11 protein-coding genes and 1 pseudogene are annotated in these 14,708 nt (G+C 61.6%); all 12 read right to left on the minus strand.

Annotation, left to right across the window (positions count from 1 at the left end; all coding sequences use genetic code 11):
* Positions 1 to 2,300 (minus strand): glucans biosynthesis glucosyltransferase MdoH (mdoH, locus tag OQK_RS08990; protein WP_016772078.1); only part of this gene is annotated, 2,300 nt, incomplete at its 3' end.
* Positions 2,293 to 4,074, minus strand: coding sequence for a glucan biosynthesis protein G (locus OQK_RS08995; protein WP_162098724.1), 1,782 nt, complete (start codon positions 4,072 to 4,074; stop codon positions 2,293 to 2,295). The genes mdoH and OQK_RS08995, both read right to left, overlap by 8 nt.
* 462 nt (positions 4,075 to 4,536) lie before the next feature.
* Complete coding sequence (dtd, locus tag OQK_RS09000; protein ID WP_016772080.1) at positions 4,537 to 4,974, minus strand: D-aminoacyl-tRNA deacylase; 438 nt, start codon at positions 4,972 to 4,974, stop codon at positions 4,537 to 4,539.
* Positions 4,971 to 5,942 carry a prolyl aminopeptidase gene (gene pip / locus OQK_RS09005; RefSeq protein ID WP_016772081.1) on the minus strand — a complete coding sequence of 324 codons (972 nt, stop codon included), beginning with the start codon at positions 5,940 to 5,942 and terminating at the stop codon, positions 4,971 to 4,973. Before pip ends, dtd begins: the two co-directional genes overlap by 4 nt.
* Positions 5,943 to 6,183: 241 nt before the next feature.
* Positions 6,184 to 6,987, minus strand: coding sequence for an N-formylglutamate deformylase (gene hutG, locus OQK_RS09010; RefSeq protein ID WP_016772082.1), 804 nt, complete (start codon positions 6,985 to 6,987; stop codon positions 6,184 to 6,186).
* Positions 6,988 to 6,997: 10 nt separating this feature from the next.
* Positions 6,998 to 8,203, minus strand: coding sequence for an imidazolonepropionase (gene hutI / locus OQK_RS09015; RefSeq protein ID WP_016772083.1), 1,206 nt, complete (start codon positions 8,201 to 8,203; stop codon positions 6,998 to 7,000).
* 131 nt (positions 8,204 to 8,334) lie between these two features.
* Complete coding sequence (gene hutH, locus OQK_RS09020) at positions 8,335 to 9,867, minus strand: histidine ammonia-lyase (RefSeq protein ID WP_016772084.1); 1,533 nt, start codon at positions 9,865 to 9,867, stop codon at positions 8,335 to 8,337.
* A 116-nt stretch (positions 9,868 to 9,983) separates the two neighbouring features.
* Positions 9,984 to 11,507: a histidine ammonia-lyase gene (gene hutH / locus OQK_RS09025; RefSeq protein ID WP_016772085.1), complete on the minus strand. Its 1,524-nt coding sequence runs from the start codon at positions 11,505 to 11,507 to the stop codon at positions 9,984 to 9,986.
* Between the two features lie 184 nt (positions 11,508 to 11,691).
* Positions 11,692 to 12,522, minus strand: coding sequence for a quaternary amine ABC transporter ATP-binding protein (locus OQK_RS09030; RefSeq protein WP_016772086.1), 831 nt, complete (start codon positions 12,520 to 12,522; stop codon positions 11,692 to 11,694).
* The gene (locus tag OQK_RS09035; RefSeq protein ID WP_016772087.1) at positions 12,519 to 13,370 is read right to left on the minus strand and encodes an ABC transporter permease; all 852 of its coding nucleotides are present in this window, start codon (positions 13,368 to 13,370) and stop codon (positions 12,519 to 12,521) included. Before OQK_RS09035 ends, OQK_RS09030 begins: the two co-directional genes overlap by 4 nt.
* Positions 13,371 to 13,438: 68 nt before the next feature.
* Positions 13,439 to 14,407, minus strand: a complete 969-nt coding sequence (locus OQK_RS09040) for an ABC transporter substrate-binding protein (protein ID WP_016772088.1) — start codon at positions 14,405 to 14,407, stop codon at positions 13,439 to 13,441.
* 71 nt (positions 14,408 to 14,478) lie between these two features.
* Positions 14,479 to 14,708 (minus strand): annotated as a pseudogene (locus OQK_RS09045) (cytosine permease); the annotation flags it as partial.

Genomic DNA, 14,708 nt, shown 5'->3' on the forward strand with positions numbered 1-14,708 from the left:
AGCGAGCACGCCAGGGCGTTCTGCTGAGGATCGACCACGGCGCGGACGAAGCCGTCGTTGAGGGCGTGGTAACGGTTCTCGTGGGTGTACTGATCGGTTGCCAGCAGCGCCTGTGGCGGATTGTATTCCTCGGGGATGAGGAACAGGCTCTCGTCACGGGTCTTCAGGCCCAGGCCGACACGGCTGGAGATCACCGATACCGGGATCGACAGCATCAGCGAACCGACGATCGGCACCAGCCACCAGAGGAAGCTCGGGTTCAGCCAGATCACCAGCAGCGCCCACAAGAAGCCCAGCAACGTCTGCGGACCGTGGCGCTTGACCGCTTCGCTCCACGGCGTCGAGTCGTCGTCACGCTGCGGCGAGTTCCAGGTCGCCGCCCAGCCGAGGAACGCGGCGAGGACGAAGCGGGTGTGGAAAATCATCCGCACCGGCGCCAGCAGCATGGAGAACAGCATCTCCAGCAGCATCGACAGGGTCACCTTGAACTTGCCGCCGAACTCTTTCGCGCCCTTGGCCCAGATCAGGATGATGCTCAACAGCTTCGGCAGGAACAGCAGCACGATGGTCGTCGAGAACAGCGCGATGGCCTTGTCCGGGTGCCATTGTGGCCACAGCGGATAGAGCTGACGCGGTTCGAGGAAGTATTGCGGCTCCATCAGCGTGTTCACCGCCAGCAGCGCGGTCGACAACACCAGGAAGAAGAACCACAACGGCGCCGACAGGTAAGACATCACGCCGGTGAGGAACACCGCGCGGTGCACCGGGTGCATGCCCTTGACCAGGAACAGGCGGAAGTTCATCAGGTTACCGTGACACCAGCGACGGTCACGCTTAAGTTCGTCGAGCAGGTTCGGCGGCAACTCTTCGTAACTGCCCGGCAGGTCGTAGGCAATCCACACGCCCCAGCCGGCACGGCGCATCAGCGCAGCTTCAACGAAGTCGTGGGACAGGATCGCACCGGAGAACGCGCCCTTGCCCGGCAACGGCGCCAGGGCGCAGTGGTCGATGAACGGCTTCATGCGGATGATCGCGTTGTGACCCCAGTAGTGGGATTCACCCAACTGCCAGAAGTGCAGACCGGCGGTAAACAGCGGGCCGTACACGCGGGTGGCGAACTGCTGCATCCGCGCATACAGGGTATCCATGCCCGACGCACGTGGCGCGGTCTGGATGATCCCGGCGTCCGGCGTGGCTTCCATCAGGCGCACCAGACTGGTCAGGCACTCGCCGCTCATCACCGAGTCGGCGTCGAGCACGACCATGTACTTGTAGTCACCGCCCCAACGACGGCAGAAGTCGTCGAGGTTGCCGCTCTTGCGCTTCACACGACGGCGGCGACGGCGATAGAAGATCTTGCCGAAGCCCTTGGCCTCGCGGCAGACATCCAGCCAGGCCTGTTGCTCGGCGACGCAGATATCGGTGTCGTTACTGTCGCTGAGGACGAAAAAGTCGAAGCGATCCAGATCACCGGTGGCCGCTACCGATTCGAACGTCGCACGCAGACCGGCGAATACGCGCGGCACGTCTTCGTTGCAGATCGGCATTACCAGCGCAGTACGCGCATCTTTGGGAATCGGCTCGTTACCAGCGCTTTTCCCGGAGATACGGTATTTGTCGTGGCCGGTTAGCAACTCGAGGAAGCCCATCAGCGCGGTCCAGAAACCGGCCGAGACCCAGCAGAACAGAATCCCGAACAGAATCAGGATGCTGGTTTGCAGCGCATACGGCAGCACTTGCGTGGCAGTTTGCAGCAGCGGCTGATGCAGGACTTCTTCCAGATCGACGAACGACCAGCCCTGGTACGGCATGATGCCTTTCATGTACCAGCCGGCAACGATGGTCTGACCGAGCATCAGCAGCAACAGAATGTAGCGGCGGATCGAACCGACGGTGCGCCAGCGCGCGGCCGGCAGAACATTGGCGTCCTTCGGCGGCTGCGGCGGGTTGGTGCGCCCGGTCAGACGGCGCCAGCCACGCACCAGGATATTGGTGCGCCATGGCTCCGGCACGACCTTGGTGCGGCGGATCGGCGGGGTCGCCTTGAGGCTGACCCGACCACTGGCGTCGAGCATCAGCATTTCCGCTTCAGCCAGTTCTTCGGCAGTGCTCAGGGTCAGACGCTTGCCCACCGAAGCCTGGGCGGCTTCGGCAGGGGCGTCGAAGGTCGAGGACGACAGGCGTTCATGCAGCTCGCTGAACGACTGGCAACCCGCGAGTTCCGCGCGTTGCTCGTCGGTCATCGGCAGATGCGCCAGATACTCGGACAGAGTCTCTGGCTGTACTGGTGAATTACTCATCGGCAGGCAACTGATAGCTCCAGGTCTCGGTCAGGACTTCTTCAGTCGGCGCCGATTCCGGTGTGGCTGGGGCCGCGTCGGCAGCGACTGGCTGCTTGGCGTCTTTGTTGGCCTTGTCCTTGGCGTCGGCTGCAGGCTTGGCTTCAGCCTGTTTGGCTTCGGCGGCCTTGGCTTCCTTGTCGAGTTTTTCCTGTTGCTTGGCGGCAACCTTGTCAGCCTTGGCGACCGACGAATTGGACGCCGGCACCGATTTGCCCAGATCTGCGGTGACCACTGGCTGAACCAGGGCGGCACGCATTTCGGTCGCTTTGCTCGGATCCTTGATCTTCATCCGCAGGGTCAGGCGCCAGCCCTTGGTTTCCGGGTTGTAGCGCACGCTGTTCTCGACCAGTTCGGCGTTGTCACCGACGCTGACCTGACTGCGCACGTCGGCATCCGGCGTCAAGGCCGCCAGAGATGGACCTTCGAAGTCGACCAGATAGGCGACGCTGCCATCGGGCTGACGGATCAGGTTCGATTGCTTGACGTCACCGGTCGAACGCAGGGTCTGTGCCACCCAGGCGCTGTCCGGCGCGTGGAGTGCTGCTTCGTCCATGGTCCAGTGCATGCGGTAGGCGAAGTCCAGCGGCTGGCCTGGCTCCGGCATTTTTTCCGGGCTCCAGAACGCAACGATGTTGTCGTTGGTTTCGTCAGCGGTCGGAATCTCTACCAGATCGACAGTACCCTTGCCCCACTCGCCCTTCGGCTCGATCCAGGCACTCGGGCGCTTGTCGTAGCGGTCGTCGAGGTCTTCGTAGTGGCTGAAGTCACGGCCACGCTGCAGCAGACCGAAACCACGCGGGTTCTCGACGCTGAAGTTGCTCACGGCCAGATGTTTCGGGTTGTTCAGTGGGCGCCAGATCCACTCGCCGTTGCCGGCATGGATCGACAGACCGCTGGAGTCGTGCAGTTCACGACGGTAGTTGAGGACTTTCGACGGCTGGTTGGCGCCGAACAGGAACATGCTGGTCAGCGGCGCGATACCCAGTTTGCCAACCTTGTCACGCAGGAACATCTGCGCCTTGACGTCGACGATGGTGTCGCTGCCCGGACGCAGGATCAGGCGGTAGGCACCGGTGGCGCGTGGCGAATCGAGCAGAGCGAAGATCACCAGGTGCTTGTCGCCTGGCTTGGGCTGCTGAATCCAGAACTCGCGGAAACGCGGGAATTCTTCACCCGACGGCAGCGCGGTATCGATCGCCAGACCACGGGCCGACAGACCATAGGTGTGGCCCTTGCCAACGACGCGGAAGTAACTCGCGCCGAGCATGGTCATGATCTCGTCTTGCTTGTCGGCCTTGTTGATCGGGTACAGCACACGGAAACCGGCATAGCCCAGTTGCTCGGTGGCTTTCGGATCGAATTTCAGATCGCCGAAATCGAAGCGGCTCGGATCGTATTTGATCTCCGAGACGGTATTGGTGGTGATTTCGTTGATTTTCACCGGTGTATCGAAGTGCATACCCTGGTGATAGAAGGAGAGCTTGAACGGCGTCTTCTGATCGGCCCACTCAGCCTTTTCGGTGAGGAAGCGGATCTTCTGGTAGTCCGCGAACTTCATTTCGCGGAATTCGTTCGGCAGGTTGCTGCGCGGGGCTTCGAACTTCTGCCCGGCCAGCTCTTTGGCCTTGGCCGATACGTCGTCAAGATTGAACGCCCAAAGCTGACCGGCGCTGAGCAGGCACAGGAGCGCCGAACCCGCTACCAGAGCACTTCGCATGCGTTTGGCAGACATTTTTGCTGCATTACAGGGACTAACAATCACGAGCAACCCTCGCCGAAAACAGATCAATAAACCAACGGCCAGCAAGCCGTCTGTGTGGCCATTTTTAGTCAGCTTATTTCGGTTCCATGAAGCCAGATACTGCGTTGCTGCTCCTCCCCATAGCGAGCTAAGAGTCGTCGCAGCGCCTTGCCTCTGGCTTCATGGCCCTCGAAATAATGCTGACAAAAATGGCCGTACAGACCGCTCATGCCAGGTTGGCGAGCATTGTTCCGACTCCGCCAGGGCAAAATGATTCCCCAATCGGATCCAGACAAGTCTCTACCTAAGTCAAAACGGATCAACGAATGTCGATCCCCGCAGCGCGCGATTATCTAGTAGCCCGGATGACAACGCATCAGGGGTAACAAAGTATTTATCGCGAAAACAGCCTAAAAACAGTCGAAATTGCCTAAAAACATGTTTCAGGCACTGTCAGGTCTGTAACAGGAAGGTTACCGGGCCATCGTTGACCAAGTGCACCTGCATATCGGCGCCGAATCTACCTGATGCCACAGTGCCATGCACCTGTTTCGCCTGACTCAATAAATAGTCGAACAATTCTTCACCCAGCGCCGGCGGTGCGGCCGTGGAAAAGCTCGGACGCAGACCGCTTTTGGTGTCGGCGGCGAGGGTGAACTGAGAGACCAGCAGCAACCCGCCACGCACATCCGCCAGGGACAGATTCATCTTGCCCTCGGCGTCACTGAATACCCGATAGTTAAGCAGCTTATGCAGAAGTTTGTCGGCGCTGGTACGCGTGTCGTCGGGTTCTACCGCCACCAGCACCAGCAAACCTTGATCGACCGCGCCGACAACCTCGCCGGCGACCTCTACCCGCGCACCGCGTACGCGTTGTAACAGCGCCTTCATGCTTCTTCGAGCGGCAGGTCGAGCAGGCGCTGGGCCATTTTGCTCGCGGCGCGCACCAGCGCATCGGTGATGCCCGGCTCGGACGCGGCGTGGCCGGCGTCGCGGATCACCTGCAATTCGCTGTTCGGCCAGGCCTGGTGCAGCTCCCAGGCGTTGTCGAGCGGGCAGATCACGTCATAGCGACCGTGAATGATCACGCCGGGCAGATGAGCGATCTTGCCCATGTCGCGGATCAACTGGTTCGGCTCAAGGAAGGCATTGTTGGTGAAGTAGTGGCATTCGATCCGCGCGATCGACAGCGCGCGTTGCGGCTCGGAGAAACGATCGACCACCAGCGGGTTCGGGCGCAGGGTCGCGGTGCGCCCTTCCCAGGTCGACCACGCCTTCGCCGCATGCATCTGGGCGATCTGATCGTTGCCGGTCAGGCGTTTGTGGAAAGCGTTGAGCAGGTCGTCGCGCTCGTCCAGCGGGATCGGCGCGATGTAGTCCTGCCAGTAATCGGGGAACAGACGGCTGGCGCCGGCTTGATAGAACCATTCGATTTCCTGCGGACGGCAGAGAAAGATCCCGCGCAGAATCAGACCATGGACCCGCTCCGGGTGGGTTTGCGCGTAGGCCAGCGCCAGGGTCGAACCCCACGAGCCGCCGAACAGCACCCATTTTTCAATGCCCAGGTGTTTGCGGATGCGCTCAAGGTCTTCGACCAGATCCCAGGTGGTGTTGTTTTCCAGGCTCGCGTGCGGCGTCGAGCGACCGCAGCCGCGCTGGTCGAAGGTGACAATGCGATACAGATTCGGATCGAAATAGCGTCGGTTCTGGGCGTCACAGCCGGCGCCGGGGCCACCGTGGATGAACACCACCGGTAAACCCTCCGGCGAGCCGCTTTCATCGACGTACAGCGTATGGGTGTCATCGACAGCCAGATCGTGCCGGGCGTGGGGTTTGATCTGCGGAAACAAAGTCTGCATTGCGCGCTCCGTAAGGGGTCGAGGTCATCCCTGGGGGGACTCGTATTATTCTGCCGTTGGGCATCATAAACCCGATTTGCGTCAATGAGCATGCCTGTACGCTGTCACCGTTTGTCAGCCATCACCCTCACGGGCTGAGCGCGATCCTGTGGGAGCGAGCCTGCTCGCGAACGCGGTGTGTCATTCGGCCTGGTTGTCGGCTGAACGGACGCCTTCGCGAGCAGGCTCGCTCCCACAGCGGTTAGGCGCTGTAGTGAGATTTTGCCCAGGCCAGATAGCCCTGCAGCAATTCCCTGAGCACCACCCGCGTCGGTTCGGCCAGATCGGCGCGGTAGCGGAACGGTTCGAACTCTTCCATGTAGGTGGACTGGCACAGTTCCAGCTGCACGGCGTGGATGTTCTGCGCCGGGTCGCCGTACTGGCGGGTGATGTGTCCGCCCTTGAAGCGACCGTTGAGCACATGAGTAAACTGCTCGTGCCGCGCGCAGATCACTTCCAGTTCAGCAGCCAGTTGCGGATCACAGCTGGCGCCATTGAAGGTGCCAAGGTTGAAGTCCGGCAGTTTGCCGTCGAACAGGTGCGGGATGATCGAGCGGATCGAGTGCGCATCGAACAACAGCGCGTAGCCGAATTCGGCTTTCAGTCGCGCCAGCTCTTGCTGCAAGGTGCGGTGATACGGCGTCCAGATCAGCTCCAGATAAGTCGCGCGCTCCTCTTTCGACGGTTCCAGACCTTGCTGAAACAACGGAATACCGTCGAACAACGTCGCCGGATACAACCCGGTGGTCGCCCCGGCATACAACGGCTTGTCGTCGGACGGCCGGTTGAGGTCGATGACGAAACGCGAATACTCAGCCGCCAGGGTGCTGGCGCCCAGTTCTTCGGCAAAATCGTAGAGCAGCGGAATATGCCAGTCGGTGTCCGGCAGGCTTCTCGCAGCGGGGATCAGCCCGGCCTCGACCGTTGGGGTCAGACGCACACCCGCATGGGGCATGCTGATCAGCAGCGGCACGCGGCCTTGTTTGAAACTCAGAACCTTGTCCACAACCGTTCTCCTACAGATTCGATTCGACGCCGTGACGCACGACGCGCTTGTCCAGATCGCCACCGAGCCAATAGGCGAGATCCGCCGGACGCTCGATGTCCCACGCGACAAAGTCGGCGACCTTGCCAACCTCCAGCGAGCCATGGGTCTGCGCCATGCCCAGCGCCTGCGCGGCATGGATGGTCGCTCCGGCCAGAGCTTCTTCCGGGGTCATGCGGAAACAGGTGCAGGCCATGTTCAGCATCAGACGCAACGACAGCGCCGGCGAGGTGCCGGGATTGAGGTCGCTGGCGATGGCGATTTTCACCTTGTGTTTGCGCAGCGCGTCCATCGGCGGCAATTGGGTTTCGCGCAGGAAGTAGAACGCGCCTGGCAGCAGCACGGCGACGGTGTCGGCAGCGGCCATGGCGATGGCATCGTCCTCGTCCATGAATTCCAGATGATCGGCGGACAAGGCTTTGTAACGAGCGGCGAGGCTGGAGCCGTGCAGCGAGGACAATTGCTCGGCGTGCAGCTTCACCGGCAGTCCGAGTTGTTGCGCGGCGACGAAGACCCGCTCGACCTGCTCCGGCGAAAACGCCAGGTATTCGCAGAACGCATCCACGGCGTCGACCAGACCTTCGGCGGCGAGGGCCGGGAGCATCTGCTCGCAGACCAGATCGATGTAGTCGTCGGCGCGATCCTTGTACTCCGGCGGCAACGCGTGCGCCGCCAGGCAAGTGCTGCGCACGCTTATCGGCAGCTCTTCGGCCAGGCGCCGGATGACCTGCAGCAGCTTGCGCTCGTTGGCCAGATCGAGACCGTAGCCGGATTTCATTTCCACCGTGGTCACGCCGTCGCGCATCAGGCTTTTCAGGCGTTTGGCGGCGCTGGCGAACAGCTCGTCCTCAGTGGCTTCGCGAGTGGCGCGCACGGTGCTGGCGATGCCGCCGCCCTGCGCGGCGATCTCGGCATAGCTGACGCCTTGCAGACGCTGCTCGAACTCGCCGCTGCGGTTGCCGCCGAACACGGTGTGGGTGTGGCAGTCGATCAGACCGGGGGTGACCCACGCACCCTGCAAATCATTGACCGCCGGGTATTCGCCGGACGGCAATTGAGTGCGCAGGCCGATCCACTCGATCAGCGTGCCGGATGTAACGATCGCGGCATCCTCGATGATCGAATAGGCGCCGTTGGCCATGGTTGCGACGTGGCAGTGTTGCCAGAGGGTTTTCATCCCGGTTCCTCTTATAGTGATCGTTCCCACGCTCTGCGTGGGAATGCAGCCCGTGACGCTCCGCGTCACTGGACGCGGAGCGTCCCTTGAGGCATTCCCACGCAGAGCGTGGGAACGATCAGTGGGTAGGGTTAAAGGCTCGGCAAAAGCTTCGCCGGCACCAGCTCGGTCAAGCACCGCGACGCCAGCAATTGCGTCGCCGCATTGATGTCCGGCGCAAAGAAGCGGTCCTTTTCATAGAACGGCACCTGCTTGCGCAAAATCGCCCGCGCCTGTTCCAGCTTTGGCGAGGTCTTCAGGCCGTTGCGCAGATCCAGGCCCTGCACCGCCGCCAGCCATTCCACGGCGAGAATGCCACGAGTGTTCTCGGCCATTTCCCACAGACGCTTGCCCGCAGCCGGGGCCATCGATACGTGGTCTTCCTGGTTGGCCGAGGTCGGCAGGCTGTCCACCGAATGTGGATGGGACAACGCCTTGTTTTCGCTGGCCAACGCCGCAGCGGTGACCTGGGCGATCATGAAACCGGAGTTCACCCCGCCATTGGCCACCAGGAACGGCGGCAGTTGCGACATGTGCTTGTCCATCATCAGCGAGATGCGCCGCTCGCTCAGCGAGCCGATTTCAGCGATGGCCAGGGCCATGTTGTCAGCGGCCATGGCCACTGGTTCGGCGTGGAAGTTGCCGCCGGAAATCACGTCGCCTTCAGCGGCGAATACCAGCGGGTTGTCGGAAACCGCGTTGGCTTCCACTGCCAGCACTTCAGCGGCCTGACGGAACTGGGTCAGGCAGGCGCCCATGACTTGCGGCTGGCAGCGCAGCGAATACGGGTCCTGGACCTTGTCGCAGTTCTGGTGCGAGGCGGAGACTTCGCTGCGCTCACCGAGCAGATCGCGGTACGCGGCAGCGGCGTCGATCTGACCTTTCTGCCCACGTGCGGCATGAATGCGCGCGTCGAACGGCGAGCGCGAACCGAGCACGGCTTCAACAGTAAGACTGCCCAGCGCCACTGCACCGGCAAACAGATCCTCGCCCTCGAACAAACCGCGCAGGGCAAACGCCGTGGAAACCTGGGTACCGTTGAGCAGCGCCAGACCTTCTTTAGCCGCTAACGTCAGCGGCGCCAGGCCGGCGACTTTCAGTGCTTCGGTGGCTTCAAGCCATTCGCCCTTGTAGCGGGCCTTGCCCTCGCCCAGCAGCACCAGCGACATGTGCGCCAACGGCGCCAGATCCCCCGACGCACCGACCGAACCTTTCAGCGGAATGTGCGGATAGACCTCGGCATTGATCAGCGCTATCAGCGCATCGATCACCTGCCGACGGATCCCGGAAAAACCGCGGCTGAGGCTGTTGACCTTGAGCACCATGATCAGTCGCACCAGCTCATCGCTGATCGGCTGGCCGACGCCGGCCGCGTGCGAGAGCACCAGCGAACGCTGCAGGTTTTCCAGGTCTTCACTGGCGATGCGCGTCGAGGCCAGCAGGCCGAAACCGGTGTTGATGCCGTAGGCGGTGCGGTTCTCGGCGAGGATCTGCTCGACACAGGCGACGCTGGCCTCGATCTGCGCGCTGGCGCTGTTGTCGAGAGTCAAGGTTACCGGATGCTGGTAGACGTCACGCAGTTGGGCCAGGCTCAGTTGGCCGGGGATCAGGTTCAGCGCAGTCATTAAAATGCTCCTGTTAAGCATTGTTATTAACTACCAGTCGCTCCGGAGCATTCCGTTATCCGTCGCTTCTCGTCTTGTGAACGATCCACGCCTTGGCACGCTGGTATGGGTAGTTGTCAGTGCAAATTCGGTAGGACGTTGTGCGGCAGATTCGGGTTTTTCAACACGGTCGCAGCGGCAGCGATATCCGGCGCCAGCCAGCGATCCTGATCGTAGGCCGGGACCGTTTCGCGCAGCAGTTTCCACGCGCGGTCAGTGCCCACGCCAAAGCGCTGTTCCTTGAGGAATTCAAACGCCTGCGCCGCCAGCAAATATTCAATCGCGAGGATCTGCGTGCAGTTTTCCAGCGCACGATGCAGCTTCAGCGCGGCGTTGGTGCCCATGCTCAGGTGATCTTCCTGCAGGCCCGAGGTGATGTAGTTGTCGAGCACCGCCGGTTGCGCCAATTGACGGTTTTCCGCACACAGCGATGCGGCGACGTATTGCACGATCATCATCCCCGAGTTGACCCCGGGATTGGCCACCAGAAACGCCGGCAGACCGCTGACGTGCGGATTGACCAAACGGTCCAGACGGCGCTCGGCAATCGAGCCGATTTCGGCCATGGCAATCGCCAGCAGATCCGCTGCCATCGCCACGGATTGACCGTGCGGGTTGGCCTGCGACATCACCCGGAAATTGTCCGGCGTGCCGAGCAGTAACGGGTTGTCGGTGCAGCCGTTGAGTTCGGCTTCGACCTGTTTGATCGCATGCTCCAGTTGATCACGGGCGGCGCCGTGAACCTGCGGGATCGAACGAATGCTCAGCGCATCCTGAGTGCGAATGCCTTTGCTCGCGGCGATCACTTCGCTGCCATCGAGCAAGGCGCGCAGGTTGTTGCCGACCTGCTGCATGCCCGGATGCGGCTTGAGCGCAATGATCTCGGCATCGAAGGCATCGACCTGGCCGCGCTGGGCTTCGAAACTCATCGCGCCGATGACATCGGCCCATTGCAGCAGCCGCGTAGCGTCGGCAATCGCCAGGCAACTGAGGCCGGTCATGCACGGCGTGCCGTTGACCAGACACAAGCCATCCTTCGCGCCGAGCTGCACAGGTTGCAGACCCTCCTCGGCCAGCGCCTGTTGCGCCGAAATGATCCGCCCGCGATAGCTGACATTGCCAACGCCGAGCAGCGCGATGCCGATGTGCGCCATGTGCGTCAGATAACCCACCGAACCCTGCGACGGCACCTGCGGAGTGATGCCGCGATTGAGCAGCGCCAGCAGCCCTTCGACCACGCGCCGATGCAGGCCGGATTTGCCGTGGCTGTAGTTGTGGATCGCGGCGCAGATGATCGCGCGGGTCTGCTCGTCGCTAAGCACCGGGCCGATACCGCAGGCATGGCTGAGCAGGGTGTTGCGCGAGAGTTGGCTGAGCTGTTCGTCTTGCAGCGAAACGTTGGACAGACCGCCCAGACCGGTGTTGACGCCATAGGCACGCTCGCCGCTGGCGACGATGCGCTGAACGATGGCCTGAGCGTTGTCGATGCGCGCCCAGGTGTCGCTGGACAGTTCCAGCGGCGCACCGTGACGGGCGACAGCGACCACGTCCTGCCAACGCAGAGGGCTGCCTGTGATAACGATTTTTTCAGCCTGGGACATCTAAAACCTCATACCAATTCTGTTGATGCCGGTAACCCTGTGGCGAGGGGATTTATCCCCGTTCGGCTGCGAAGCAGTCGCAAAACCGGCCACCGCGGTCTGTCTGACAGATTTGCGGGCATGGTTTGGGGCGGCTTCGCCACCCAACGGGGATAAATCCCCTCACCACATAGGCCACTCAGCGTCACACCACCGCCGCGCGCCGCTGTACGAACCGGTCGACATACTCATCGGCCGGTGAATGCAGGATCTCTCTCGGCGTACCCACCTGGATCAACCGGCCATCCTTGAGAATCGCGATGCGATTGCCGATGCGCACTGCTTCGTCGAGGTCGTGGGTGATGAAGACGATGGTTTTGTGCAGGGTCTTTTGCAGTTCCAGCAACTGGTCCTGCATTTCGGCGCGGATCAGCGGGTCCAGCGCACTGAACGCTTCGTCCATGAGGATAATGTCGGTGTCCGCCGCCAATGCACGGGCGAGGCCGACGCGCTGACGCATGCCGCCGGAGAGCTGGTGCGGGTATTTGTTTTCGTAGCCTTTGAGACCGACGGTGTTGATCCAGTGCAGCGCGCGTTCGGCGCAGACCTGCTTGCTCTCGCCGCGCACTTTCAGGCCGTAGGCGACGTTATCGAGCACGGTTTTGTGCGGCAGCAGACCGAAGCTCTGGAACACCATGCTGATCTTGTGTCGACGAAATTCGCGCAGGGCGTCCATGTCGTACTGCAGGATGTCCTCGCCATCGACCAGAATCGCCCCGCTGGTGGGGTCGATCAGGCGATTGAAGTGCCGTACCAGGGTGGATTTGCCCGAGCCGGACAGGCCCATGATCACGAAGATTTCGCCGGTGCCGATGCTCAGCGACAAGTCGTTCACGCCGACCACGCAACCGGTTTCGTTGAGCACCTGATCCTTGCTCTTGCCCTGGCCGACCATGGCCAGCGCGTCCTTGGCGCGGTTGCCGAAAATCTTGAAGACGTTGCGCACTTCGATCTTGCTCACGCTTGCGTTGCTCATTTGCTCACCTCGTGGCGTGGCCGGCCGTACGCTTGAGTGATGCGGTCGATGACCACCGCGAGAATCACGATCGCTAGCCCGGCTTCGAGACCACGGCCGACGTTGAGGGTCTGAATCCCCACCAGTACGTCTTCACCGAGGCCACGGGCGCCGATCATCGAGGCGATCACCACCATCGACAGGGCCATCATCGTGGTCTGGTTGATCCCGGCCATGATGCTTGGCAGAGCCAGCGGCAGTTGCACGCCGAACAGTTGCTGCCAGCGATTGGCGCCGAAGGCGTTGATCGCCTCCATGACTTCGCCGTCGACCTGGCGAATACCCAGATCGGTCAAGCGAATCAGCGGCGGCGCGGCGTAGATCACCGTGGCGAAAATCGCCGGCACCTTGCCCAGGCCGAACAGCATCAGCACCGGAATCAGGTAAACGAAACTCGGCATGGTCTGCATGATGTCGAGCAGCGGCATCAGCACCGAACGCAGGCGATTGCTGCGCGCCGAGAGGATCCCCAGCGGGATGCCGATCAGCACCGAAATGATCGTCGCGACCATCATCAGCGCCAGGGTCTGCATGAGCTTGTCCCACAGGCCAACCGCACCCACCAGAAACAGCAAGCCGACAATCACGGCGGTGGTCACCACTTTGCGCGTGGCGTGCCAGGCGATGACACCGACGATTGCCAGCATCAACCACCACGGCGCCGCACGCAGCAAACCTTCGAGGCTGACAATGGCCCACAGCAGCGTGTCGGAGATATGCCGGAACACGTCGCCGTAGTTGGTCACCAGCGAATCGACCCAACCGTTGACCCAGTCGGCGATGGAAAAGGTAAAGCTTTCGGGAAACATAAGGGACTCTCAATCAAGGGGTTGCGATCAAGCGTCCGGCTGCCGTGCTGGCAGCCGGGAAACCTGACCTACAAGGCCGCGTCGATTTTCTTGGCTGCGTCGTCGCTCACCCATGCGTGCCAGACTTCAGGATGTTCCTTGAGGAAGATTTTCGCCAGTTTTGCCGACTCGATACGTTCCTTGGCCATGCGGCCGAGGTTCTGATTGAGCAGGTCGATCGGCAGGTTGACCTTTTCCAGCACGGCGACCAGTTCCGGGGCTTCGTCGTGGAAGGTTTTCGACAGGCCGACCTTGATGCTGACGGTCTTGTCGACGCCGGGTTTCTCTTCCAGTTTGACTGCATCTATCTGGCCCATCAGCGGCGTCGGCGACCAGTAGTAGAAGAGGATCGGCTCACCACGCTTGTAGCTCGACAGCACCGCCGCATCCAGCGCAGGTCCGGTGCCCGGACGGAAGTTGGTGTAGCTGTTTTCCAGACCGTAGCTCTTGAGCATTTCGCTGTTGTCGAGCTCGCAGGTCCAGCCGGCCGGGCAGTTATAGAAACGGCCCTTGGACGGCTCTTCAGCGTCCTTGAACACGGCGGAGTACTTGCCCAGATCAGCGATGTTTTTCAGGTCCGGGGCTTTCGCCTCGAGCTTGCGCTTGGCGTCGCCTTCGATCACGTAACGCGGCACGTACCAGCCTTCGACAGCGCCCACCACCGGTGCACCGACGCCGACGACCTTGCCGGCCTTCTCGGCCTTGTTCCAGACCTCGCTGCGGCCGACCCACTCTTCGGCAAACACTTGAATATCGTTGCTGCTCAGGGCGTTTTCCATGGTGATGGAATTGCCCGGCAAGCTGTCGGTCTTGCAGCCGTAACCTTTCTCCAGCACCACTTGCAGCACGTCGGTCAGGAGCATGCCGCTTTCCCAGTTCAGCCCGGCGAATTTCACCGGTTTGCCCGATTCGCACCAGCCGGCGGCTTGCGTCGCACCGACACTGGCCAACAGGCCCATGGACAGCAATGTGGTCAGCAGGGTCTTGTTCGATTTCATTGTCGTGACGCTCCTAATCATGAATGGGCTTACGGCAGTTCAAGAGGCATCCAGCCTGGTCCACGTCCAGATCAGGCCTGCGCCGCAGCGCGACCGGCCCCGCTCGTTTTTGCTTGTTGGGTGCTGTTCTGCTCGACCGGCAGAATCAGGCGATCGGGCACGGTGCTGTGCCATTTCTTTGCGCAGCAGTAATAGACGGCGGCCGGCAGCACCAGGCCGATGATCCAGGAAATGTCGACATCGCCCAGAGCTGCCACCAGCGGCCCGGTGTAGAACTTGGTCGAGATGAATGGCAACTGCA

The sequence above is a fragment of the Pseudomonas sp. R62 genome (assembly GCF_000257605.1).
Taxonomy (GTDB): Bacteria; Pseudomonadota; Gammaproteobacteria; order Pseudomonadales; family Pseudomonadaceae; genus Aquipseudomonas; species Aquipseudomonas atacamensis.

What these genes read in the sequence shown, in the direction of transcription:
- hutI (WP_016772083.1), bottom strand. Translation starts at nt 8,203, where the DNA reads ATGAAAACCCTCTGGCAACACTGCCACGTCGCAACCATGGCCAACGGC.
- dtd (WP_016772080.1), bottom strand. Translation starts at nt 4,974, where the DNA reads ATGAAGGCGCTGTTACAACGCGTACGCGGTGCGCGGGTAGAGGTCGCC.
- OQK_RS09030 (WP_016772086.1), bottom strand. Translation starts at nt 12,522, where the DNA reads ATGAGCAACGCAAGCGTGAGCAAGATCGAAGTGCGCAACGTCTTCAAG.
- hutH (WP_016772085.1), bottom strand. Translation starts at nt 11,507, where the DNA reads ATGTCCCAGGCTGAAAAAATCGTTATCACAGGCAGCCCTCTGCGTTGG.
- OQK_RS09035 (WP_016772087.1), bottom strand. Translation starts at nt 13,370, where the DNA reads ATGTTTCCCGAAAGCTTTACCTTTTCCATCGCCGACTGGGTCAACGGT.
- hutH (WP_016772084.1), bottom strand. Translation starts at nt 9,867, where the DNA reads ATGACTGCGCTGAACCTGATCCCCGGCCAACTGAGCCTGGCCCAACTG.
- pip (WP_016772081.1), bottom strand. Translation starts at nt 5,942, where the DNA reads ATGCAGACTTTGTTTCCGCAGATCAAACCCCACGCCCGGCACGATCTG.
- OQK_RS09040 (WP_016772088.1), bottom strand. Translation starts at nt 14,407, where the DNA reads ATGAAATCGAACAAGACCCTGCTGACCACATTGCTGTCCATGGGCCTG.
- OQK_RS08995 (WP_162098724.1), bottom strand. Translation starts at nt 4,074, where the DNA reads ATGTCTGCCAAACGCATGCGAAGTGCTCTGGTAGCGGGTTCGGCGCTC.